The organism is Neisseria oralis (genome assembly GCF_045062685.1).
Taxonomy (GTDB): domain Bacteria; phylum Pseudomonadota; class Gammaproteobacteria; order Burkholderiales; family Neisseriaceae; genus Neisseria; species Neisseria oralis.
This window is the reverse complement of record NZ_JBJGEB010000003.1, coordinates 138,268-161,203: the sequence shown is the minus strand read 5'-3', so window position 1 is coordinate 161,203 and position 22,936 is coordinate 138,268. Positions and strand designations below refer to the sequence as shown.

Annotated in this window: 21 protein-coding genes; 10 read left to right on the top strand and 11 right to left on the bottom strand. The window is 55.6% G+C overall.

The genetic code is table 11. From position 1 onward, the window contains the following. Position 1 precedes the first annotated feature (1 nt). Complete coding sequence (gene hemN / locus ACI43T_RS04110) at positions 2–1,408, top strand: oxygen-independent coproporphyrinogen III oxidase (RefSeq protein ID WP_405385626.1); 1,407 nt, start codon at positions 2–4, stop codon at positions 1,406–1,408. 137 nt (positions 1,409–1,545) lie between these two features. Beyond that, positions 1,546–1,797 carry a DUF1289 domain-containing protein gene (locus tag ACI43T_RS04105; protein WP_009174660.1) on the top strand — a complete coding sequence of 84 codons (252 nt, stop codon included), beginning with the start codon at positions 1,546–1,548 and terminating at the stop codon, positions 1,795–1,797. A 37-nt stretch (positions 1,798–1,834) separates the two neighbouring features. Here ACI43T_RS04105 and recC read toward each other — a convergent pair whose 3' ends face one another. After that, the gene (recC, locus tag ACI43T_RS04100; protein ID WP_405385625.1) at positions 1,835–5,047 is read right to left on the bottom strand and encodes an exodeoxyribonuclease V subunit gamma; all 3,213 of its coding nucleotides are present in this window, start codon (positions 5,045–5,047) and stop codon (positions 1,835–1,837) included. A gap of 316 nt (positions 5,048–5,363) precedes the next feature. On the opposite strand from recC, the gene ACI43T_RS04095 reads away from it, so the two are divergent. The 3 genes from ACI43T_RS04095 (at position 5,364) to ACI43T_RS04085 (ending at position 8,060) form a co-directional block, all read left to right on the top strand. After that, entirely contained in the window at positions 5,364–6,782 is a 1,419-nt protein-coding gene (locus tag ACI43T_RS04095; RefSeq protein WP_405385624.1) for a PepSY-associated TM helix domain-containing protein, read from the top strand. A 15-nt stretch (positions 6,783–6,797) separates the two neighbouring features. After that, the gene (locus ACI43T_RS04090; protein WP_377081008.1) at positions 6,798–7,382 is read left to right on the top strand and encodes a tetratricopeptide repeat protein; all 585 of its coding nucleotides are present in this window, start codon (positions 6,798–6,800) and stop codon (positions 7,380–7,382) included. 87 nt (positions 7,383–7,469) lie between these two features. Continuing rightward, positions 7,470–8,060 carry a protein-tyrosine phosphatase family protein gene (locus tag ACI43T_RS04085; protein WP_405385623.1) on the top strand — a complete coding sequence of 197 codons (591 nt, stop codon included), beginning with the start codon at positions 7,470–7,472 and terminating at the stop codon, positions 8,058–8,060. A gap of 90 nt (positions 8,061–8,150) precedes the next feature. Here the strand turns inward: ACI43T_RS04085 and ACI43T_RS04080 are convergent, their stop codons facing one another. The 3 genes from ACI43T_RS04080 to ACI43T_RS04070 all read right to left on the bottom strand — a co-directional run bounded on the left by ACI43T_RS04080 (position 8,151) and on the right by ACI43T_RS04070 (position 9,475). Further along, positions 8,151–8,651 carry a GNAT family N-acetyltransferase gene (locus ACI43T_RS04080; protein WP_405385622.1) on the bottom strand — a complete coding sequence of 167 codons (501 nt, stop codon included), beginning with the start codon at positions 8,649–8,651 and terminating at the stop codon, positions 8,151–8,153. A gap of 210 nt (positions 8,652–8,861) precedes the next feature. Continuing rightward, positions 8,862–9,173, bottom strand: a complete 312-nt coding sequence (locus ACI43T_RS04075) for a hypothetical protein (RefSeq protein WP_377081014.1) — start codon at positions 9,171–9,173, stop codon at positions 8,862–8,864. Positions 9,174–9,250: 77 nt separating this feature from the next. After that, positions 9,251–9,475: a hypothetical protein gene (locus tag ACI43T_RS04070; protein WP_405385621.1), complete on the bottom strand. Its 225-nt coding sequence runs from the start codon at positions 9,473–9,475 to the stop codon at positions 9,251–9,253. A 242-nt stretch (positions 9,476–9,717) separates the two neighbouring features. Here ACI43T_RS04070 and ACI43T_RS04065 point away from each other — a divergent pair, with 242 nt between their 5' ends. Further along, a complete protein-coding gene (locus ACI43T_RS04065) occupies positions 9,718–9,975 on the top strand; it encodes a hypothetical protein (RefSeq protein ID WP_405385620.1) in 258 nt (85 codons plus the stop codon). 342 nt (positions 9,976–10,317) lie between these two features. On the opposite strand, the gene ACI43T_RS04060 is transcribed toward ACI43T_RS04065, so the two are convergent. The 4 genes from ACI43T_RS04060 to queA form a co-directional block, all read right to left on the bottom strand. After that, a complete protein-coding gene (locus ACI43T_RS04060; protein WP_405385619.1) occupies positions 10,318–11,979 on the bottom strand; it encodes an electron transfer flavoprotein-ubiquinone oxidoreductase in 1,662 nt (553 codons plus the stop codon). A gap of 156 nt (positions 11,980–12,135) precedes the next feature. Then, entirely contained in the window at positions 12,136–13,041 is a 906-nt protein-coding gene (locus ACI43T_RS04055) for a metal ABC transporter solute-binding protein, Zn/Mn family (RefSeq protein ID WP_405385618.1), read from the bottom strand. Between the two features lie 117 nt (positions 13,042–13,158). After that, positions 13,159–13,911 carry a DNA repair protein RecO gene (gene recO, locus ACI43T_RS04050; RefSeq protein ID WP_405385617.1) on the bottom strand — a complete coding sequence of 251 codons (753 nt, stop codon included), beginning with the start codon at positions 13,909–13,911 and terminating at the stop codon, positions 13,159–13,161. Positions 13,912–14,082: 171 nt separating this feature from the next. Beyond that, on the bottom strand, positions 14,083–15,114 hold the full coding sequence (gene queA, locus ACI43T_RS04045; RefSeq protein WP_405385616.1) for a tRNA preQ1(34) S-adenosylmethionine ribosyltransferase-isomerase QueA: 1,032 nt from the start codon (positions 15,112–15,114) through the stop codon (positions 14,083–14,085). 333 nt (positions 15,115–15,447) lie between these two features. On the opposite strand from queA, the gene accB reads away from it, so the two are divergent. From accB to prmA, 4 genes are all read left to right on the top strand, one after another. Beyond that, positions 15,448–15,900 carry an acetyl-CoA carboxylase biotin carboxyl carrier protein gene (gene accB / locus ACI43T_RS04040; RefSeq protein ID WP_138627941.1) on the top strand — a complete coding sequence of 151 codons (453 nt, stop codon included), beginning with the start codon at positions 15,448–15,450 and terminating at the stop codon, positions 15,898–15,900. 68 nt (positions 15,901–15,968) lie between these two features. After that, entirely contained in the window at positions 15,969–16,169 is a 201-nt protein-coding gene (locus ACI43T_RS04035) for a YqaE/Pmp3 family membrane protein (RefSeq protein WP_009174674.1), read from the top strand. Between the two features lie 136 nt (positions 16,170–16,305). Continuing rightward, complete coding sequence (gene accC, locus ACI43T_RS04030; RefSeq protein WP_308025006.1) at positions 16,306–17,676, top strand: acetyl-CoA carboxylase biotin carboxylase subunit; 1,371 nt, start codon at positions 16,306–16,308, stop codon at positions 17,674–17,676. Between the two features lie 165 nt (positions 17,677–17,841). Beyond that, positions 17,842–18,729, top strand: coding sequence for a 50S ribosomal protein L11 methyltransferase (gene prmA / locus ACI43T_RS04025; RefSeq protein ID WP_405385615.1), 888 nt, complete (start codon positions 17,842–17,844; stop codon positions 18,727–18,729). A 190-nt stretch (positions 18,730–18,919) separates the two neighbouring features. Here the strand turns inward: prmA and ACI43T_RS04020 are convergent, their stop codons facing one another. The 3 genes from ACI43T_RS04020 to ACI43T_RS04010 form a co-directional block, all read right to left on the bottom strand. After that, entirely contained in the window at positions 18,920–19,561 is a 642-nt protein-coding gene (locus ACI43T_RS04020; protein WP_405385614.1) for a nuclease-related domain-containing protein, read from the bottom strand. 201 nt (positions 19,562–19,762) lie between these two features. Beyond that, on the bottom strand, positions 19,763–21,538 hold the full coding sequence (locus tag ACI43T_RS04015) for an extracellular solute-binding protein (RefSeq protein ID WP_405385613.1): 1,776 nt from the start codon (positions 21,536–21,538) through the stop codon (positions 19,763–19,765). Between the two features lie 131 nt (positions 21,539–21,669). Beyond that, on the bottom strand, positions 21,670–22,896 hold the full coding sequence (locus ACI43T_RS04010) for a YihY family inner membrane protein (RefSeq protein ID WP_377080364.1): 1,227 nt from the start codon (positions 22,894–22,896) through the stop codon (positions 21,670–21,672). Positions 22,897–22,936 lie beyond the last annotated feature (40 nt).

Sequence of the window (22,936 nt, the reverse complement as noted above, 5' to 3'; positions counted from 1 at the left end):
CATGAAAATAATCTCCATTAAAAACAATGAAGAACCGGAATTCGACCGCCAACTGATAGCCAGCCTGCCCGCTACGGGCCCGCGCTATACCTCTTACCCAACCGCCGACCGCTTCCACGACGGCTTCCGTGAAACCGAATATGTCAAAGCACTCGAACTGCGCGGCATCGGCGCGCTCAACAAACCGCTGTCGCTCTATATCCACATTCCCTTCTGCAACACCATCTGTTACTACTGCGGCTGCAACAAAATCATCACCAAAGACAAAAGCCGCGCCGATGCCTACATCGAATACCTCGAAAAAGAAATGGAACTGCTCGCCCCTCACTTGGGCGGGAGGCACCGGCTCGCCCAACTGCATTTCGGCGGCGGCACTCCGACTTTCCTGAGCGACGACCAGCTTGAACGCGTATTCCATATGATACGCAAACATTTCCAACTGATTCCCGACGGAGAATACTCCATCGAAATCGACCCGCGCAAAGTCAGCCGCGATACCGTACTCATGCTCGGCAAACTCGGCTTCAACCGCATGAGCGTCGGCATCCAAGATTTCGATCCGAAAGTACAGGCCGCCGTCAACCGCATCCAAAGCTACGAAGAAACCAAAGAAGTCATTGATGCCGCCCGCGAAGCCGGATTCAAATCCGTCAGCGTCGATTTGATTTACGGCCTGCCGCATCAAACCGCCGAAAGCATCAAAACCACCATCGACACCGTATTGTCGCTCGACCCCGACCGCCTCGCCCTCTACCACTATGCCCACCTGCCGCATATTTTCAAACCGCAACGCCGTATCGACACCGACGCCGTCCCCGGCAGCGAAGAAAAGTTGGACATGCTGCAATACTGCGTCCAAACCCTGACCCGCCGCGGCTATGTGTTTATCGGGATGGATCATTTCGCCAAACCCGACGACGAACTCTCCGTCGCTCTGCGGGAAGGCCTGCTGCAACGCAATTTCCAAGGCTATTCCACCTATGCCGACTGCGATTTGGTGGCTATCGGCGTATCTTCCATCGGTAAAATCGGCAGCACCTACTCTCAAAACGAGCGCAACATCGACGACTACTACGCCGCCATAGACGCAGGCCACCTGCCCGTCATGCGCGGCTATCAGCTCAATCAGGACGACCTGTTGCGCCGCACCGTCATTCAGGACCTGATGTGCCGTTTCGCCCTGGACTACCGCGCCTATGAAAGCGTATTCGGCATACCGTTCGGCCATTACTTCAAAGAAGAACTGGCCGATTTGCAGCAACTGGCGGAACTGGGGCTTGTCCGCCTCTCGTCGCACGGGCTGAAAGTTACCCCCAAAGGCCGCTTCCTGATACGCAACATCGCCATGGTGTTCGACTACCACCTGCGCCACAAAGAAACCAAAGCGAAATATTCGCAAACAGTTTGAAACCTATAAACTGCCGAGGCCGTCTGAAAACCTTTTTCAGACGGCCTATACCATAAACGGTGGAAAAACGGTTTCCGCATGCTCCGACTGCCACTATAATCCATAAAAAACAACAGACAACATATCACCGCACCTCTATGGAACAGCCCGACTTCTTCAACATCCCCAGCCCCTGCATCGGCGTTTGCGAAGCGAACGCCAAAGGCTACTGCAAAGGCTGCCTGCGCAGCCGCGAAGAGAGGCTCTACTGGTTGGACATGACCGATGAGCAAAAACACCAAGTCATGCGTTTGATCGGAATGCGGAAAACCAAAATCCGCAACCGCAAACTGGAATTGCTCGAACGGCCCGACAACGCGGCACCCGAACAAGGCAGTTTCGATTTCTGACCCCCGTCTATTCCTCTTCAGGCCGTCTGAAACATTTTCAGACGGCCTTTTCTGCCGATTGACTGTTTTCCACCGCGTCCAACAGCGGCGCCAGCAATTCCTCCGTTAATCTTCGGAACAATACCCCCTCTATCGGCCCGGCGTCTTCGTCGCCGAAGACCAATTCGACTTCGGTATAGTCTTTTTGACCTTTGCTGACTTTGTTGCCGTGATAGCTTTCCTTGGCTTTGTTCAGGGCATCTTCCCAGTTCTGTTTTTTGCCATAAGCTTCGGCGGCGGCGAGGCTGGTTTTAGCGAAGAAAGGCAGCGGGCGCGTTTGTCCGAGGTTGAAGAACGTCAGCCATTTTTGCAGCATTTGTTGCGCTTGGCTGCCGGATATTTCGGGATAAAGCGTTGTTTCTTCAGGCTGAACGATATGGGTTTGGCGGGTTTCGGTTTCAGACGACCCTACCGCGCAAAAGATTAAATGTTCGAGCAGGAGGGCGATGCGTTGCGGTGCGTTGGGTTTGCGGTCGAGGTAGAACACTTGTCCGCATTGGTACAGGTTGCCGAGGCTGCCTTGCAGGGTTTGCCCGTCGAACGGGATTTCGTAGGCGAAGGGCGGCAGTTTGGGGCTTTGCAGCAATTCGCTGTCGATGCGTTTGGCTGCGGCTTGGAAATTCTGCTGCCACAATTTACCCAGTTCACCGGCGGGCAACAGGCTTTCGGCGTCGAGGCGGACGGCGGTTTCTTGAAAGTCTTGGTTGTGGCGGCGGGCGTCGAGGTAGGCGGCGGCGATTTTGTCGGCGCGTTGCGGCTCGAAGGGTTCGGCGGATTCCCATGCTTCGTCACGGTAGGGTTCGCGCCAGCCTAGGGTTTGTTGCAGCCATGCTTTGACGGGATTTTTCCAGAAGCGGATGAAGTCGTCCTGCCAGACGGTCGGTGCGGGGCTGTTTTCTTCGAGGGCTTCGCTGAAAAACGGACGCGCCTGTTCGCGCGGGCGGTTGAGGGCTTCGGCGTAGTCCTGCCGCGTACTGAAGAGGTCGTCTGAAATTTTGTCTGCGATGAAATAGCGGTGTGAAAACGGTTGCAGGGGGTGTTGTTCGACCCAGTGTTCCGCCAGCTCTTTGCTGCGCCGTCCGGTCATGGCGGCGATGGTGTCGATGAGTTCGCTGACGAGGGCGGACGGGGCGAGTTCGTCGTCGTTGCGGATGCTGCGGCCGACGTAGGAGAGATAAAGGATGTCGCGCGCGCTGATGATGGCTTCGAGGAAGAGGTAGCGGTCGTCGTCGCGGCGGGCGCGGTCGCCTTTTTGCGGATGTTGGGCAATCAGGTCAAACACGGCGGCTTTGGTGTTGCGCGGGAAATCGCCGTCGTTCAGACCCAAGAGGCAGATAACTTTAAACGGCAGGCTCCTCATCGGCACCATGCTGCAAAAGGTGATGCCGCCGCGCAGGAATCCCGCTTGGCTTTCGCTACCCAAAAAACGGCGGATGTGGCGGATGACGGTATGTTGCGGCAAAGTGCCGCGAAAGCCTGCCAACGCGGTTTCTTCCTGCCATTTTGCCAACGCCTGCTCGAACTGCTGCAAGGCGTATTGGTCGTCGGCATCGGGCAGGAACAATGACTGCACCAAATCGCGGCAGCGTTCAGTCCATTCCTCCGCCGCTGCGGGTTTACGCCACTCGGCGGCGAGGCGGGACAGCGTGCGGATGAAGGCGGCAAAGCGGCCGAATACATCGAGGCGGTTGACATCGCCGTGCCACGCGCTGACGTTTTGCCAGAGCGGGCTGCCGTCGTCGGGCAGCATCCAGCCCAACACGATGCGTTCCAACGCCTGCTGCCAAGTGAACAGATTGTCCGCCGCACCGCGCATTGTTCCGTCCAAACCCCAATGCACATTCAATTCGGCAATGGTGTCGTGCAGCAGCGGCAAATCGTCCGCCGTCAGCCCGAAACGGCGCAGCACCAAACCGCTTTCCAACAGCGGCAGCACTTTATCGACTTCAAACCGGCTTTCCAGCAAATCCAGCGTCTGCTCCAGCGCGTAAAGCAGCGGCTGACGGCGGCTGAGTTTCACGTCCGACACCGAATACGGCAAAGCCTGCGCCCCGCCCTGCGCCTGCCCGAACACCGCTTCGATAAACGGGCTGTACGGCTCGATGTTCGGCGTCAAAACGGCAATATCGTGCGGCTGCCAGTCGGGATGTTCGTGCAGAATCCGCAACAGCTTGTCTTTCAAAATCTGCAATTCGCGCAGGGGGCTGTGTGCCGACACGATACGGACGGAGCCGTCGTCCAGCAAATCCGCGCGGCTGTGTTCAGACGGCATCCGCAGGTTTTGAATGTCGTTTTGCAGGCAATGCAGCAGCGTGTCGTCTGAAACCTCTTCAAACATAGGCTGCTCCTCCAAGCCGATTTCCGTCAGAAAATCAAAAAAATCACGCCCCTGCTTACCCAGCGATGCCAACAGCGGATGCCCCGTCTGCGACAAATCCGCATCGTCGCCGCCCTTCAAAAGCTGCGCCGCCTCAATCACATTGCCCCAATACTGGCCGCTCGGATTGAGCGCGAACACAAACACATCGCAATGTTCCGAAATTTTCTGCAAAAGCTGCAAATACATCGGCGCCATCGTCGAAATGCCGAACACGAAAAAACGCTCGGGCAGATGCGCCTTATCCAAAGACGACAGCAGCTTTTCCCACAGCGCCACACGGTGCGGCGCGGATTGGTTGCCGTCGTCCAAATAGCGCCAAAGCTGCGCCTGCCAGACCTCGTCCTCGCCCAGCCCCAGAAGTTTGCCTTCCTGCCAAGCATCAATCCACTGCGGTCGGTACACCAAATACTGGTCGAAAATATCCGCCAACTGCCCCGCCAACTGATAATCCGCCGACACGCCGCTGCCCAAATAGCTTTGCAAGACAGAGCGGACGTTTTCAAATTCAGAGGCCGTCTGAAAACGCTCGCTGCGGAACAAATCCAACAGCCGCCAGCGCATTACCTCCGGCGAAAACGGACTGAGCGCGGGAATATCGGGAATCAGCTTCTGCATCAACTGCCACGTCAAACCCGCCGGCAGGCTGAATTGCAAATTCGCCGCCACCCCCAGTTCGCGCGCCAGATACACACTCAAATAACGCCGCATCCCCTGACTCTGCACCACAATCTGTTCCGCCACCAAAGCAGACTCAAGCGGCCTGACCCTTTGGATTCCGGCAAACAGGGCGGCTAGCGATTCGAGGCGGTTGGATTGGTAGAGGTAGAACATGGCGGATTGAAAAATATCGAAACTGAACGGATTGGAGGAGATTATAAGGTCGTCTGAAAGATTGTGGAGGACTTTTCAGACGGCCTCCCGCCTCAGATGCAATGATATGGCGGACACGGTTATTCCCCGCGACGGCATTGCCGCACCTCGTATCGGGAAATAAGTGCATCCGCTATAATCGGCGGCTTTCCGTTACAAGCTGCTACTTGATTCTAGCCCTAAGGAACTAGATAATACTGATTAAATCATACTAAATACTTGCCGGAAAACCAAAACATCCCTTTTGATTTTTCATTTGATAGAGAGAACGAAATACATGGACCCTAAAACAACCACCTCCGACCAACAGGCCAACCGCCGCTACCTGACCGTGTGGCGGTGGCATTTTTATTTCGGGCTATTGGTCGCGCCCTTTCTGACCCTGCTTGCCGTAACGGGTCTGGGCATGCTTCTATTCGCCAACATCACCGGCAAAGAGGGCGAGCGCATACACGTTACCCCGCAGGCGCAGGTGCAGCCTTTGTCGGCGCAGGCGGAAGCGGCACGGCAGTCTGTGAACCCCGAAACCGCTTCGGTGGTGCAATATATCGCGCCGCGCGCCGACGATATGGTTGCCGTGTTCCGCGTGAACAACGACGACAAAGCGACCATGGTCGCCGTCGATCCTTACACGGCGAAAGTCGTCAGTTCCATGCCGCGCAATGAGGGCTGGTATCACACGATGGATGGAATCCACGGCGATATGATGCTCGGCACGGCGGGCGATTACCTGATAGAAACCGCCGCGTCGCTGACTATCTTGATGATGATTACAGGGATTTATTTGTGGTGGGCGAAACAGCGCAGCCTGAAAGCCATGCTTGCGCCGCAAACGGGCAAAGGACGCTCGTGGTGGCGCAGCATGCACGGCGCATTCGGCACTTGGGTTTCTTTGATTTTATTGTTGTTCTGCCTGTCTGGTGTTGCTTGGGCGGGCATTTGGGGCGGTAAGTTCGTTCAGTCTTGGAGCCAGTTCCCCGCCGGCAAATGGGGCGTCGAACCGAACCCCGTATCCGTCGTGCCGACCCACGGCGATGTGCTGAACGACGGCAAAACCAAAGAAGTACCGTGGATTCTGGAACTCACGCCCATGCCTGTTTCCGGTACGACGAAGGGCGAAAACGGCATCAATCCGAGCGAACCGATGACTTTGGAAACGGTTGACCGCTTCGCCCGCGAAATCGGTTTCAAAGGCCGCTACCAGCTCAACTTGCCCAAAGGCGAAACGGGCGTGTGGACGCTGTCGCAGGATTCGATGAGCTACGACATGGTCAGCCCGACCGCCGACCGCACGGTGCACATCGACCAATACAGCGGCAAAATCCTGGCCGACATCCGTTTCGACGATTACAACTTCTTCGGCAAATTTATGGCGGCCAGCATCGCGCTGCACATGGGAACGCTGGGTTGGTGGAGCGTGCTGGCGAACGTCTTGTTCTGCCTGGCGGTTATTTTCATCTGCGTCAGCGGCTGCGTGATGTGGTGGAAACGCCGCCCTGCCAATGCGGGCGGACTGGTTCCTCCGGCGCAGAAAATCGAGTTGCCGGTATGGTGGGCAATGGCTGTGCCGCTTTTGATTGTGGCGGTATTGTTCCCGACCGCCATCGCCGCCATCGCCGTGATTTGGCTCTTGGATACGGCTTTGCTGTCGCGGATTCCGGCGTTGGAAAAATGGTTTAAAAAGCCTTCTGAATAAAAACAGGATTTTAAGATGAACACCTTACTGAAAAAAATGATGCTTGCCTTGCTGGCTTTAGGCATAGGGCAAGCAGTCTGGGCGGATGATGTTCCTGACTTGCAGAAAACCTTGCAATCGGCGAGACAGGGGAATGCCGCTGCCCAATTCAATTTGGGTTTAATGTATGTTAAAGGGCAGGGCGGCGTTCGCCAAGACTATGCCGAAGCGGTCAAATGGTATCGCCAATCGGCGAAACAGGGATTTGTCCTGGCCCAATACAATTTAGGTGTGATGTATGGTAGGGGGCTGGGTGTGCGTAAAGATGACACACAGGCAGTCAAATGGTACCGCCAAGCGGCACAACAGGGATTTGCCCAAGCCCAATTTAATTTGGGTGCGATGTATTACGACGGGCTGGGCGTACGCAAAGATTATGCACAGGCGGCCAAATGGTTTCGCCAAGCGGCACAACAGGGCAATGCCCGAGCCCAATACAATTTGGGTATGATGTATGCCGAAGGGCAAGGTGTCCGTCAAAATCTGAAAGTTGCCAAAGAGTGGCTCGGTATGGCATGTAATAACGGCAATCAGTCAGGCTGTGAAAATTACCGCCTATAGAAATAAAGAAAGGCAGAGGCCGTCTGAAATTTATTTTCAGACGGCCTTTCAGTACAATCCGCCTATTTCGTTTATCAAGGACATTTCATGCGCGCCGTTCTCACCCTGTTGCTTCTCGCCCTGCCCCTGTCTGCCTTTGCCGCCAATCCTGCGTCCGTGCCGTCGGAAAAACGGAGCCGCTGGGCGACTTCGGTAAAGCAGGATGCGAACCTGTACCGCATCGACGACAAACTGTACCGCAGCGAGCAGCCCGTGGCGGACGACGGGGACACGATTGAGAAACTCGGCATCAAAAGCGTCATCAACCTGCGTTATTTCGACCGCAACGACAACGACACCCACCTGAAAAACCGCGGACTGACGCTGCTCAACCGCCCGCTGCGTTCGTGGCGCATCAAGCCGGAAGATATTGCGCAGACGCTGTATTTGATTGAAAAACAACAGCGACAAGGTGCCGTACTGATTCACTGCTACCACGGCGCCGACCGCACGGGACTGATTTCGGGAATGTACCGTATTATTTATCAGGGCTGGACGGTGGCAGATGCAAAAGAGGAAATGCTGCACGGCCCCTACGGCTACCACAGCATCTGGAAAAACATCGTCAACCTGTTTACCGAAAAGACCGTGAAACAGGTCAGACAACATTTGGCGGAACTGCGGCGCGGGCAGAAATGACCCCTACCGTGTCATTTAACCGCCCTTCACGCATAACGGAAAAGGCCGTCTGAAACACAGGTTTCAGACGGCCTCCTTCCTCTAACCGACTCAATCCAAAATCTTTTTGCCCAAAATCACAACATCGGCGGCAAAGGCTTCCAAATCGCACACCTGCGGCAGCCGCCCCCATTCCTGAAAACCCATAGAATGAAACAGCCTCAGGCTGACATGGTTGTGGCCGAAAATCACCGCCAGCACGTTGCGTATGCCCAGCGAGGGCGCGCGTTCGAGCATATTTCGCAGCAGGATTTTGCCCATCCCCGCGCCGCGCATGTCATGACGGACATAAATGCTGATTTCCGCGCTGATATGGTAGGCGCGGCGCGGATAATAGTCGCTGAAACTGCCCCACGCCAACACTTCGCCCGTTTGGTTTTTCAAAACATAAAGCGGCCTGTCGCCGGTATGCGCCTCAAACCAAGCCTGACGGTCTTGCGTGCCGACGGGGGCAAGGTCGGCGGTGGATTGGCGGGTTTCGACCGCACTGTTGTAGATGGCGACAATAGCGGGCAGGTCTTGCCGCATGGCTTGGGAAACGGTGTATTGCATGGCTGGCAATCTGGATTTGTTTGAAAAATTATACAATACTGACAGATGGTTACCAAATGCGGTAAGGCCGTCTGAAAATCTTTAACTGTTTTCAGACGGCCTTTTAAAAAACAACCAATTGCACCCGATCGCAATTCAACGGCCACATTCGATTAAAAACATATATCGCATGATGTGTTTAAGCTTTTGACCGGGCAATTGAATGTTTATTTATTGCATTGCACCAGCTATAGTACCGACAGTCGCTCCTACACCGCCACCGACGACCGCACCTGCTTTCGCACCTGCACCCGCACCGACAAACGCACCTGCCGGACCACCGACCACAAAACCTCCTACCGCACCGCCGGCACCGCCCAATACGCCGCCGATGGCACCGCCGATTCCGGCTCCGGCAGCCCCCCAAGAAAATGCTTTATCCCAACTGCCTCCCGAGACCAATTGGATTTCGTCAAAGGCAAGTTCGCGCATACCGGAATGATTGGCAGCCATCACCTGTCCATTTAAAGTAAGTGCCTGCATAACTCTCTCCTTTCAAACACCATAAAAATTTAAAAATTAAGAAATTGGAAATTAAAAAATCGACAAACTATACAAGCTTACCGCCCTGATCCATAGCCCGCGCCGAACGCACCGCCGACTGCGGCACCCAAGCCTCCTATGTATTTGGCTCCTGCAACACCACCAGCTGGCCCAGCTACAGCAAATCCTCCTGCCGCACCGCCTACACCACCCAGCACACCGCCGATAGCACCGCCGACGGCCGCACCTAAAGCTCCGTAACCGAGAGCCTCTCCCCAGCCGCCTCCAGCAACCAATTGCATATCACTTACAGCCAATTCATACATACCAGTATTCGCAACATTAGTTTGCATTACATACTCCTTATGAAAAACAGGTTAAGACAAGGTGGAAACCACCTTATAGGAAAAAATGCTTAAAACCAAAAATACTAAAAACGCTTTTGCATAAACGGCCGACGCATCCCATGAAAAACCGACTGTTGCCAACAGATAAAACCATCTGGCAAGAGCGGCCGCGCATAAGGCGATAAAAAGGCACATGCATGAACTCAAAATACCGTGTAATACCGAATGCGGCATCTTCTACTCCTTTCTTTCCAAATGACCCCAGCCGACAACTGTCTGCCGTTGACCATGTTCGCATACAAGCTGCCCGTCTGTTTAAAACCTTGTTTAAAGTATCCAGCCACAGCACAAACCAATATCAAACACTTGAAATTCAAGCACTTGATGTCTTTTGGGACTATCGTTCTGTAGTTTTGTTCGCCTGTTTCCCGTTATTTTCAGAAAAAGCGTTTTAGTTTTTCCGTATATCTGAAACATTTTTTATTTGAATTTTTCATAATAAAATGAAAGAATTAAATAAAACCCACTCTATACGGTTTTTCAAGACTTCACCATATGACTTAAGCGTAGCTAATTTTTCTTAATATTTTTTAATAACAAAAGAAAATATACTTTTATTAACTAAAATGCATACAAATATACTCTCATACAAAGGATCACAATTCCATGTTCTCCTGCCCCGACTTTTCAGACGGCCTATCCCTCTCTCTATCCCGTTGTATATGGTTGCGGATAGGGGCGAAAAAGGCGGAAACTCACCGTTTCCGCCTTGCTTGTTTTCAGACAACACCTTCTCCCTACATCCCGCCGTAATTCGGCCCGCTTGCGCCTTCGGGACAAATCCAAGTGATGTTTTGCGTCGGGTCTTTGATGTCGCACGTTTTGCAGTGAACGCAGTTGGCGGCGTTGATTTGCAGGCGCGGGCTGCCGTTTTCTTCAACGATTTCATACACACCCGCTGGACAATAGCGCGTTTCGGGCGAGGCGTATTCTTTGTAGTTCACGTCTATCATCGTTTGCGGATTTTTCAGCACCAAATGGTCGGGCTGGTTTTCTTCGTGCGCAAGGTTGGCAAGGAAAACGCTGCTCAAACGGTCGAAGGTCAACACGCTGTCGGGTTTCGGATAATCAATCGGCTTGCACGCGGCGGCTTTTTTGAGCTGCTCGTTGTCTTTGCCGTGATGTTTCAAGGTCCACGGGGCTTTGCCTCTGAAAATCATCTGGTCGATGCCGGTATAGATTGAGCCGAGGTAAACGCCCCATTTGAATGACGGACGCACATTACGCGCGGCGTAAAGCTCTTGATACAGCCAGCTTTGTTCAAAACGTTGCTGATAATCCGCCGCTTCTTTGTTGCTGTCGAAACCCTCCACTTCTTCAAGGTTTTCCAACAACGGAAACACGGCCTCTGCGGCGAGCATGGCGGATTTCATCGCGGTATGAATGCCTTTGATACGCGGCATATTGAGGAAACCCGCCGCATCGCCGATTAAAACGCCACCCTTGAACGAGAGCTTCGGCAGGCTTTGCAGACCGCCTTCAATCAGCGAACGCGCGCCGTAAGCAATGCGGCGGCCGCCTTCGAAGGTTTTGCGGATTTCGGGATGGGTTTTGAAGCGTTGGAACTCTTCAAACGGCGACAGATAAGGGTTTTGATAGTCCAAACCGACCACGAAGCCGACGGCGACTTTGTTGTCGTCGAAATGGTAAACAAACGCACCGCCGTAGGTTTGACTGTCCAGCGGCCAGCCCACGCTGTGTACCACCAAACCAGGCTGATGTTTTTCAGACGACACTTCCCAAATCTCTTTGATGCCCAAGCCGTAAGTTTGCGGCTGGCTGTTTCGGTCGAGTTGGAAACGTTCGATGACTTGTTTGGAAAGCGAACCGCGGCAACCTTCGGCAAACAGGGTTTGTTGCGCCCAAAGCTCCATGCCGGGCTGGAAACTGTCGGTCGGCTCGCCGTCTTTGCCGATGCCCATATTGCCGGTTGCAATGCCTTTGACCGAACCGTCTTCGTGATACAGCACTTCGGCGGCGGCAAAGCCCGGATAGATTTCCACGCCCATATTTTCCGCCTGCTCCGCCAACCAGCGCACGACTTCGCCCAAGCTGGCGATGTAGTTGCCGTGATTGTCAAAATTGGGAGTAACGGGCAGATTGAACGCCTTTTTCTCCGTCAGGAACAACACTTTGTCCTGCGTTACCGCACGCGTCAGCGGCGCGCCTTTTTCTTTCCAGTCGGGAATCAGCTCATTCAGCGCAATCGGATCAATGACCGCACCCGCCAGCGAATGCGCGCCCGCTTCAGAACCCTTCTCCACCACGCAAACGCTGATTTCGCGCCCGTTTTTTTCGGCAAGCTGCTTGAGTTTGATGGCGGCGGACAAACCCGACGGGCCTGCGCCGACAATCACGACATCGTATTGCATACTGTCGCGTTCTATGGTTTCTGTCATGGTGGTTCCTATATTGTCATTATTCATTTTTAAGCAGGCAATTATACAACAGGAACATATAGTTACCAAACACAGCAAAGGCCGTCTGAAAACCTGAATTCGACGTTTTCAGACGGCCTTTTGACTTTTTTCAATTCAAACCAATCAAGAGCGGTTTTATTTCTTCATCGCGTCGGTCAAGGCTTTGACGTTGTAGCGGTACATGCCGATATAGCTGTCGGCGGGTGCGCCGCCGAGTGCGTCGGAATAGAGTTTGCCGCTGACGTTGACGCCGGTTTCTTTGGCGATTCGGTCAACCATGCGCGTGTCTTTGATGTTTTCGGTGAACACGGCTTTGATGCCTTCGCGCTTGATTTGGCGGATGATGGAAGCGACTTGTTTGGCGGACGGCTCGGCTTCGCTGCTCACGCCTTGCGGGGCGATGAACTCGATATTGTAGCGTTTGCCCATGTAGGAGAAAGCATCGTGTCCGGTCAGGACTTTGCGCTTGGCGGCGGGAACGGCGTTAAAGGCGGTTTGAGCGTCGCTGTGCAGTTTTTTCAGTTGCACTTGGTAGTTGCCCAAGCGTTGTTGGTAATAGGTTTTGCCTTCGGGGTCTGCCTGAATCAGGGCGTTGGCGACGTTTTGGGCGTAGGTCGTCATCAAGACGGGGTCGTTCCAGACATGCGGGTCAAATTCGCCGTGGTCGTGGTGGTGGCCTTCGTGGTCGTGGTCATGATGATGACCGCCTTCTTCGGCTTTAAGCGCCTGTATGCCTTTGGTTGCTTTGGCGAAGGGAACTTTGCTTTGTTTGACGGCACGCTGCACATCGGCGGCTTCCAAACCCAGGCCGTTCAATAAAACCAGTTTGGCATCACGGATTTTTTTGATGTCGCCGCTGGTCATGTGGTAGGCGTGGGTGTCTTGGTTGGCGCCAACTAGGCTTTGCACGGCGACACGCTCGCCGCCGATTTGTTTGGCGACGTCGCCCAGAATGCTGAAGCTGGTTACGACGGGCAGCGGTGCCGCGTAAACTGCGCCGGTCAGCAAAGCGGCGATGGCGCCGAATTTCCAATGTTTCATTTTTTATCCTTTGTGATATAACGTAACAACCGCGTCAGTTTAAAACAGCCTGCGTCGGGATTCAAGCAGGCCGTCTGAAAATTATCCTGTATCGGTAAACATACTGCCTGACCGCGTTCAATCCGCACCGCCGCCGGGCATCGTTCCCTGAAAACGCTGCAACTGCTGCAAAACCTGCCGCGACCTGATGCCGTCGGGCAGACGGAAATCCAGCAGCAGGCGGGTAATCTGCAGAGCCTGTTGCAAACTCTCGCCGCTGTCGAACTTTCCTTGCCTGAGCTGGAGCAGCGTGCCGCCGTCAACCGCCACTTCCGCGGCAGTCCGAACATCGTCCTGCTCCAACGGCATCACGGCTTCTTCGGGCCGGACGAGGTAGCGGCGGCCGGTACCGACGGGGTCGCCGTTGCCGTCGCGCTGCAAATCGGGGGCGTAGCCCAGACTGTCGAGCAGTTTCCATTCAAACCGGCGCAACGCACCGGCATGGTTGGGCTGGCGGCACAATGTTTGCAACACGTCCCGCAAAGCGTCGTACAGTTCCGGCTGCGGGTCTTCGCGCGCGGTCAGCCTGAGCACCAGTTCGTTCACATAAAGCCCGCTGAACAAAGCCCTGCCCTGCGGTTGCGGCCAGCCGCCCAGCCATTCGGCTCGGTGCAACGTTTTCAGTTCGCCGCTGCCGTACCACGACGCGCTCATCGGCACAAACGGCACCAGCACGCCGCGCAACTCGCTCTGCCGCTTGCGCGCGCTGCGCGCCAACAGGGCCACGCGGCCGTAGCTGCGGCTGAATACTTCGAGCCGCAGGCTGCTCTCGCGCCACGGCACGGAAGCAAGCAGGAAGGCGGGTTCGTGGTTGATACGGTGGTCGGACATGGTCGGTCGTATGGTAAAAGGTGGCGGGATTATAGCGTTTAATGCGGCGGGACGTATCGTCCTTCGGCTGCGGAGAGGCCGTAAGGCCGTCTGAAAACCAAGGCCGCATCCGACACAAGCCGTTTCAGACGGCCTGTGCCGTTATTTGCAATCATTTCGCGTGAAGCAGGCCTATCTGCCGGCCCGCCCCAGCAGCATTGCGTCGCCGTAACTGAAGAAGCGGTATTCATGTTCCACCGCATGACGGTAAACCGCGCGGATGTGTTCCATGCCGGAAAACGCGGCAACCAGCATCAGCAGCGTCGATTTGGGCAGGTGGAAATTGGTAATCAAGCGGTCGGCCACATTGAACCGGTAGCCCGGCGTGATGAAAATATCGGTATCGCCCCGCCCCGCTTTCAGACGGCCTGTCTCCCGCGCCGCCGACTCCAACGCCCGCATGGAAGTCGTACCGACCGCCCATACCCTGCCGCCCCGCGCCTGCGCCGCCTCGATTGCCGCCACGGTTTCCGGCGGCACGTCGAACCATTCGCTGTGCATTTTGTGGTCGGCAATATTGCTGACGCGCACGGGCTGGAATGTCCCCGCGCCGACGTGCAGCGTTACTTCCGCCGTTTCCACGCCTTTGGCTTTCAGACGGCCCAAGAGTTCGTCGGTAAAATGCAGACCCGCCGTCGGCGCGGCCACCGCCCCTTGGTACTTGGCATAGACGGTCTGATAGCGGCTGTCGTCGTCATCGTCCGCCGCCCGCTCGATATAGGGCGGCAACGGCAGGCGGCCGTTTTGTTCCAACAGTTCGTAAACCGTTTGCCCGCCGTCGAAGCGCAGGCAGAACAATTCGCCCGCACGTTCAATCATCACGGCGCGGATGCCGCCTTCGAAAATCAGCACCGTTCCGGCTTTCGGCGACTTCGACGAACGGATATGCGCCAGCGCGGTATGGCCGTCCAAAACGCGCTCTATCAGCGCCTCGATTTTGCCGCCGCTTTCTTTCTGCCCGAACAGCCGCGCCTTCATTACTTTGGTATTGTTAAACACCAAAACGTCGCCCGCGCCGATATAGTCCGGCAAATCGGAAAACACCGCGTCTTGCAGCGGCATATCGGGCAGCGCGGCCAACAGGCGGCTCCCGCCGCGCACTTTCGGCGGGTGCTGCGCAATCAACGCCTGCGGCAAATCGAAATCGAAATCGGAAATATCCATTCTTTACATTCTTCTGAAAAAATACCGCCATTATACGCATATTCCATCTTCCCAACCCGCTTCTTCCGGTTTGAAAATCCGACGGTTCGCAGCAGGCTTCCGCCGTCTGCGCCGCCAGTCCGCCCAAAACGCCCTTTTCTGCATTTTTTTACGAAAAACGGCATTTTTTAAGAATTTACTGGACATTTACCTGCAAGTTCGAGAAAATAATCCACTTGGATTTCCAACCGAAACATCCGGCCGGGCCTTGCACAAACCGGTAAAAAAGCCCTTCGGATTCACGCAAACCCCGTGGCAGTCAGGCCGCCGCAACCTTGATTTAAAGGAAACGAAATGGATTTACGCAAACTGAAAAAACTAATCGATTTAGTTGAAGAATCCGGCATCGCCGAAATCGAAGTAACCGAAGGGGAAGAAAAAGTACGCATCACCCGCGCCACTGCCGCACAACCCGTTTTTGCCGCACCCGCCGCCATTGCCCCCGTAGCCGCCGCGCCGGTTGCCGCCGCACCCGCGCCCGCCGTATCGGCCGCACCTGCCGTCCGCGATTTGTCCAACGCGCAAAAATCGCCGATGGTCGGCACCTTCTACCGCGCACCCGGCCCGAACGCACCCGCATTCGTCGAAATCGGCCAGCAGGTCAAGGCAGGCGACACCCTGTGCATCATCGAAGCCATGAAGCTGATGAACGAAATCGAAGCCGAAAAATCCGGCGTCATCAAAGAAATCTTGGTCGATAACGGCACACCCGTCGAATACGGCGAACCGCTGTTCATTATCGAATAACCGTTTTTCAGACGGCCTGCCCATTCCGCAGGCCGTCTGAAACGCTTTCCGAAACCTCCGAGGAAAATATGCGTTTACTTCTGGCCCTGCTGCTTCCGTGGCTGCAGTTTTTCACCATCGGCCGCCCCATTGCAGGCATCATCTGCCTAATCCTGCAACTGACCCTTATCGGCTGGGTTCCCGCCGCTATCTGGTCGGTATACGCATTGAGCCAGTACAAGACCGACCAGAAAATCCGCAACGCATTAGGGGCTGCCGACAGGCGTTAGGGCGAACCGGCATTTCGTAACGGCGGTATTCCGCTCCGAACCCGCCGTTTCCCGAACGTAATCCGCCCCGCCCGCTTTCCCGACAACAGGCAGCATCCGCAATTTCCACCGCCTGAAAACCATAAGAAAGGTTATCATGCTGAAAAAAGTATTAATCGCCAACCGCGGCGAAATCGCCCTGCGCGTACTGCGCGCCTGCCGCGAAATGGGCATCGCCACCGTCGCCGTGCATTCCGAAGCCGACAAAGACAGCCTGCACGTCAAACTCGCCGACGAATCCGTGTGCATCGGCCCCGCCGCATCCGCCCAAAGCTACCTCAATATTCCCGCCATCATCGCCGCCGCAGAAGTAACCGGCGCGGACGGCATCCATCCGGGCTACGGCTTCCTTGCCGAAAACGCCAATTTCGCCGAGCAGGTCGAGCAGTCCGGCTTTACCTTCATCGGCCCGCGCGCCGAAACCATCCGCCTGATGGGCGACAAAGTTTCCGCCAAACACGCGATGATTGAGGCAGGCGTGCCCTGTGTTCCCGGTTCGGACGGCGCACTGCCCGACGACCCCGCCGAAATCCTCAAAATTGCCGACAAAGTCGGTTATCCCGTGATTATCAAAGCATCAGGCGGCGGCGGCGGACGCGGTATGCGCGTGGTCGAAAGGAAAGAAGACCTCATCAAGTCCGTCGAAATGACCAAAACCGAGGCAGGTGCGGCGTTCGGCAATCCGATGGTATACATGGAACGCTACCTGCAACGCCCGCGCCACGTCGAAATCCAAGTGCTTGCCGACGAACACGGCAACGCCATCTACCTTGCCGAGCGCGACTGTTCGCTGCAACGCCGCCACCAAAAAGTCATTGAAGAAGCCCCCGCACCGTTCATTACCGCCGAGCAGCGCGAAAAAATCGGCCAAGCCTGTGCCGACGCCTGCAAACGCATCGGCTACCGCGGGGCTGGTACGTTCGAATTTCTGTATGAAGACGGCGAATTTTTCTTTATCGAGATGAACACCCGCGTCCAAGTCGAACATCCCGTTACCGAACTGATTACCGGCGTGGACATCGTGCAGGAACAAATCCGCATTGCCGGCGGCCTGCCGCTGCAATATCAGCAAAAAGACATCAAAGTCGAAGGCCATGCTTTCGAATGCCGCATCAACGCCGAAGACCCGTACAACTTCATCCCCAGCCCCGGCCTGATTGAAAGCTGCCACCTGCCCGGCGGCTTCGGCATCCGCGTGGACAGCCACATTTACCAAGGCTACCGCATCCCGCCGTACTACGACAGCCTGATCGGCAAAGTTTGCGTGATCGGCAAAACCCGCGGACAGGCAATGGCGAAAATGCGCGTCGCACTGGCGGAACTGGCGGTTACCGGCATCAAAACCAATACGCCGCTGCACCGCGATTTGTTCAACGACCAAGGTTTCCAAGAAGGCGGCGTCAGCATCCACTATCTGGAACACTGGCTGGAAGAGCGCAAAGAACGCAAAGAAAAAGAAGCCGAATAACGTTCCGCCGGAAGGCCGTCTGAAACGCCCCGCAGCCTTTGCCGGCGTTTTCAGACGGCCTTTTGCCATAACGGCTTATCCGCTAAAATAACATCCTGAAAACAACCGGAAAATATAAAACAATACAGCCGCCTTTTCAGACGGCCTTATCTTTCGAAAGCCCTTATGCCATACCAACAAATCACCATCGCCGTAAACGACCATCTCGCCGAACGCCTTGCCGACGCACTGATGGAGCACGGCGCATTGTCCGCCGCGATTGAAGACGCTTACGCAGGTACGGAAAACGAACAGGCGATTTTCGGCGAACCCGGAATGCCAGCCGAACAAATCTGGCAGCAGAGCAAAGTCATCGCCCTTTTTGGCGAACACGACGAAGCTGCTGCCGCCGTCAAAGCTGCCGCGCAGGAATGCGGTTTGAAAGACTTATCCTACGACAGTGAAACACTCGAAGACCAAGACTGGGTAAGGCTGACCCAATCACAGTTCGATCCGATTCAGATTTCCGAAAGGCTGTGGATTACCCCGTCTTGGCATAAAGCACCCGAAGGCAATGCCGTCAACCTGCAACTCGATCCCGGCCTTGCCTTCGGCACCGGCAGCCACCCGACCACCCGCCTGTGCCTCAAATGGTTGGACACGCAGCTCAAAGGCGGCGAAAGCGTCTTAGACTACGGCTGCGGTTCCGGCATCCTGACCATTGCCGCACTCAAACTCGGTGCAGGTTCCGCCGTCGGCGTCGATATTGACGAACAAGCCATCCGCGCCAGCAACGACAACGCCGCGCAAAACAATGTTCAGGCGTATTTCTACCTGCCCGACGGCCTGCCGCAGGGTCAATTCGACGTGGTCGTCGCCAATATTCTGGCCAACCCGCTGCGTATGCTCGGCGAAATGCTGGCCGCCCGCACCAAACAGGGCGGGCGCATCGTCCTTTCCGGCCTGTTGGCCGAACAATCCGAAGAACTGGGCGAAATTTACAGTCAATGGTTCGACATCGAGCCTGCCGAAACCGAAGAGGGCTGGGCGCGTCTGAGCGGCGTAAAACGCTAGGACGGACGGGCAATCCGCCGTACCGCGCCTTCTTTCTGCATCGTCGGCATCAAATAAACCGGTTTGCCGTTTCCAATCCTAAAGGCCGTCTGAAAATAATTTTTCAGACGGCCTTTTTACAAATTGGGGCATGGATACGTTGGGAATACCGGCACGCTATCGCCCGATAAACAGCCGCAGCAAATAACGGCTATGACTCCCACGCTTGCCTGTCAAACCCCGTGCGGCTGAACACCACATCAAACTCATTGACTTCCAATGCCGATTTAATCCGAGCAACTTCAAGATCGTCCAGCACTTCTTCGCCGTATTGCGCGATATAGTCGGCAAAATCGGCGACATCCAATACGTTGTCGGGCATCACGCTCTGAAACTGGCAGTTCCCCGTTACCGCCACCACCGAATAGAACATTCTGGGCGACAATTCGAGCTGTTTGGCCAATGCTTGGATATACATTTGGTTTTTCAGCAGCGGATTGGGGAAATCCGTTTTGTGTTTGTGATATTCCTCCCGCCAGAACGCACCGTCGCTGTCGCCGAAAATCCGTCCCTGACAGCCGGGGGCGGCCACAACGAAAATGCCGAAGCGCGATACATACACATAATCTATCTGCTCGTGCCTGCCGTTGCTGCGGATGTCCAAATTCCTGAACTCGTGATAATGCTCCGCATCGAGCCTGCACTGCGCCTGCGTATTGACGGCAAAGCGTTCGAAAAAATGTTTCAGCAGCATACTCTTAGAAAGATAAGCTGCCGCAGCCAAGGGTATTATCCACCATAAATAGGGGAAGAGGCCGTCTGAAAACGTGCCGGTATAGTCTGTAAGTTGCATAATGTTTTCCGCGTAATATGTTTGGTTTTTTTATTGTTGTCCGCCGGTATAGGCACCGGCAGACTTCAGACACCGGTATATGCTTACCGTTATGCCTTTAACATTATTATAACTTGGAAGAATATTTTGACAACATAAAATACCGTTCGTATTTATTTTGTTACCTTTTATCTGAAGGTTTGTTGCTTTTAAAGTACAACATCATTTTTTCCAACCCGTGCCGACCGCCCAGGCCATCGGGCTGTAATATTGCGGCAGGGTTTTCGGAATACCCAGCGTGTCCCGGTAAACCACGCGGTAGCGGTCGGAAAACCAGTTGGGGACGATGATGTACTGATGGCGGATGACGCGGTCGAGTGCCCGCGCCGAAGCGGTTTGTTCGCTGCGGTTTTTGAACCCACCGAAACCTTTGAGCAGCGTTTCCACCGCCGGACTGCATACGCCGGCAAGGTTGCGGCTGCCGTCGGTTTTTGCCGACGCGCAACTAAAATAGTCGAATTGTTCGTTGCCCGGGCTTTCGCTGTTGGCATACACCGTAATCGTCATGTCGAAATCAAAACCGTTGATCCGTTTCTGATACACCGCCGAATCGGCCAGCCGCACGGTCATCCCCACGCCGATTTTCGCCAAATCGCGCTGCCACTTCGCCACCACACGCTCATAAGTCTTGCTCGGCGACAGAAATTCAAACGTCAGCGGCCTGCCCTGCCGGTCTTCCAACCTGCCGTTGCGGTAGCGGTACCCCGCCTGCTCCAGCAGCGCGCGGGCTTTCAGAAGCTGCGGGCGCACACCCGTTTTCGGGTCGGTTTTCGGCGGTTCGGGCACGTTTTCCGTGAACACGGCGGCGGGAAGCTGCGCGCGCAAAGGTTCGAGCAGGGCCAGTTCCCCGCCCGACGGCTTGCCAAACGCCGCCATATCGCTGTTGGTAAAAAAGCTGTTGCTGCGGCGATATGTGCCGTAAAACAGGCGGCTGTTGACGTTGTCGAAATCGAAACTCTCCACCATCGCCCGCCGCACGCGGATGTCGTCGAACGGTTTGCGGCGCATGTTCATCACGAAGCCCTGCATTCCGGCCGTGCTGTGCTGTATCCATTCGTGTTTGCTCAGACCGCGTTTTTTCAGCATGTCTGCGGGATAGGCGCGCGCCCAGTTGCGCGCGATATTCTCTTGCACGAAATCATATTGCCCGCTCTTGATGCCTTCAATGCGCACGCTGTCGTCTTTGAAATATTTGAACCGCACCACGTCGAAATTGTAACGCCCCTTGCCCGCCGGCAGGTTCCGCGCCCAATAGCCTTTATCGCGGACAAACTCGCTCAGGCGGCCGCCCTCGGCTTTGGCGAAACGGTACGGGCCGGAACCGATGGGCAGCGTATTGGCTGCGGCTTCCAGCCCCTTCGGGAAGCTTTTGTGCGAAAACACGGGCAGTTCGCCCAGAATCATATGCAGCTCGGCATTGCGCTTTTTGAAGCGGAACACCACCGTGCGCGGCGCGGGGGTTTCCACCGCCGCCACATCCGCCCAATAGAATTTGTACATCGGCGCGGCGGCCTTGTCCTGCGTCAGCGTTTTAAACGAATAGGCCACGTCTTCGGCCAGCACGGGGTCGCCGTTGTGGAATTTCGCCTTAGGATTGAGCCGGAACGTAACCGAGAGGCCGTCTGAAGCCAACGCCGCATCCTCCGCCAACAGGCCGTACATGGTAAACGGCTCGTCCAGGCTTTTTTCCATCAGCGTGTCCAAAGTCAGCATGGCCGTGCCCGCCTCATGGTCGCCCTTGAGCGTGAACGGGTTGAGCGTGTCAAACCCGCCCTGCACCGGCAGCGTGAACGTCCCGCCCTTGGGCGCATCGGGGTTGACATAATCAAACGCCTTAAACCCCGCCGGATATTTCGGCGGCTGGCCGAGGCTCAGGGCATGGGCGGCAAAAGCGTGGGAGGCGGAAAGGCAGAGTGCAGCGAGGACGGCGGTTTTCATAAAAATATTTAAAAGACAGGCAAACAGTCCGCATTATATCGTCAAACACCTTTCCCTCCGACGCAAAACGGCATGAGGCCGTCTGAAAATCCGGTTTCAGACGGCCTCATATAATTTGTCCGAAGATGCCCTTATTCTTTTTCCCGCTTCTGCGTATGCACGCTGAACTCGGCCAGCGACATGTTCATCGTTTCCAGACAAGGCTGCATGATGTGGCCGACCGTTGCATTGACGCTGTCTTTATTCACCGCCGCCGGACGGTACACAAACAGCTTGAACAATTCCGCCAGCTCGATGGATTCCGCGCCCGTTTTCAACACCCAGCCCTGCTTGCCCGCATACACATAACCATGCCGCGCCAGCTTTTCCAACAGCTCGCCCAACTCGTCGTAACCCATATTGATATGTTTGCGGAACTCCCGCACCGGCAGCGCGCGGCCGGTTTGTTGCGCCGTGTCGAGCAGCAGCAGGATTTTCAACACATCGTCGAAACGGCCGCGCGAATCGAAGTTGCGGCGGAAAGCCTCGCCCTGCCAGTAGGACAGCGAAGCAGTCAACACCGCCCCCGACAACACCAGCGTCCACAGAAGATGCAGCCACAGCAGAAAAAACGGCACGGCGGCAAACGCGCCGTAAATCGAAGTATAGCCGTTGAACCTGCCCATATACCAGGCAAACAGAATCCGCGCGATTTCAAGGCAGGCGGCGGTCAGGAACGCCCCCGCCAACGCCTGCCGCGCAGGTACATAGCGGTTGGGCACGAAACAGTACACAAACCACAGCACCGCCGTACTGCAGCCGACGGACACCCCCACTTTCAGCCAGCCCGCCAGCAGTGGCGACGACGTTTCCAAACCGCTGCCGTGCAGCAGGCTGAACAACAGCGATAGCCCCACGCCCAGCGACAGCGGCCCGAACGTCAGCAACGCCCAGTACACCAGAAATTGCATCAGCAGCGGCCGCTGCGCGCTGACGCGCCAAATGCGGTTGAACGTGCCGTCCACCGTCTGAATCAGCAGCAGCGACGTAACCACCAGCATCACGCTGCCGATGGCGGTCAGCCTGCTGGCCTTTGCGCGGAACTGGTTCAGATAGTCGAACACCATATCCGCCCCCTGCGGCACGATGGTGCGGTTGATAAAGCCGACAAACGAGTTCGACCATTCGTCGAACACCGGAAACGCCGACGCAATCACCACCGCCACCGTCAACACCGGCACCAAGGCCAGCAGCGACGTAAACGTCAGGCTGGCCGCCACCTGCGGCACGCGCACCTCGTTAAACCGCCGCACCACGAACCAGGCGAATCCGAATAGTTTCCCTTTGGCCAAACCTTGCCACCAAACCGAAAACGGCATACTCTTTTCCTTTTTATCAATCCGTCGTTTCAGACGGCCC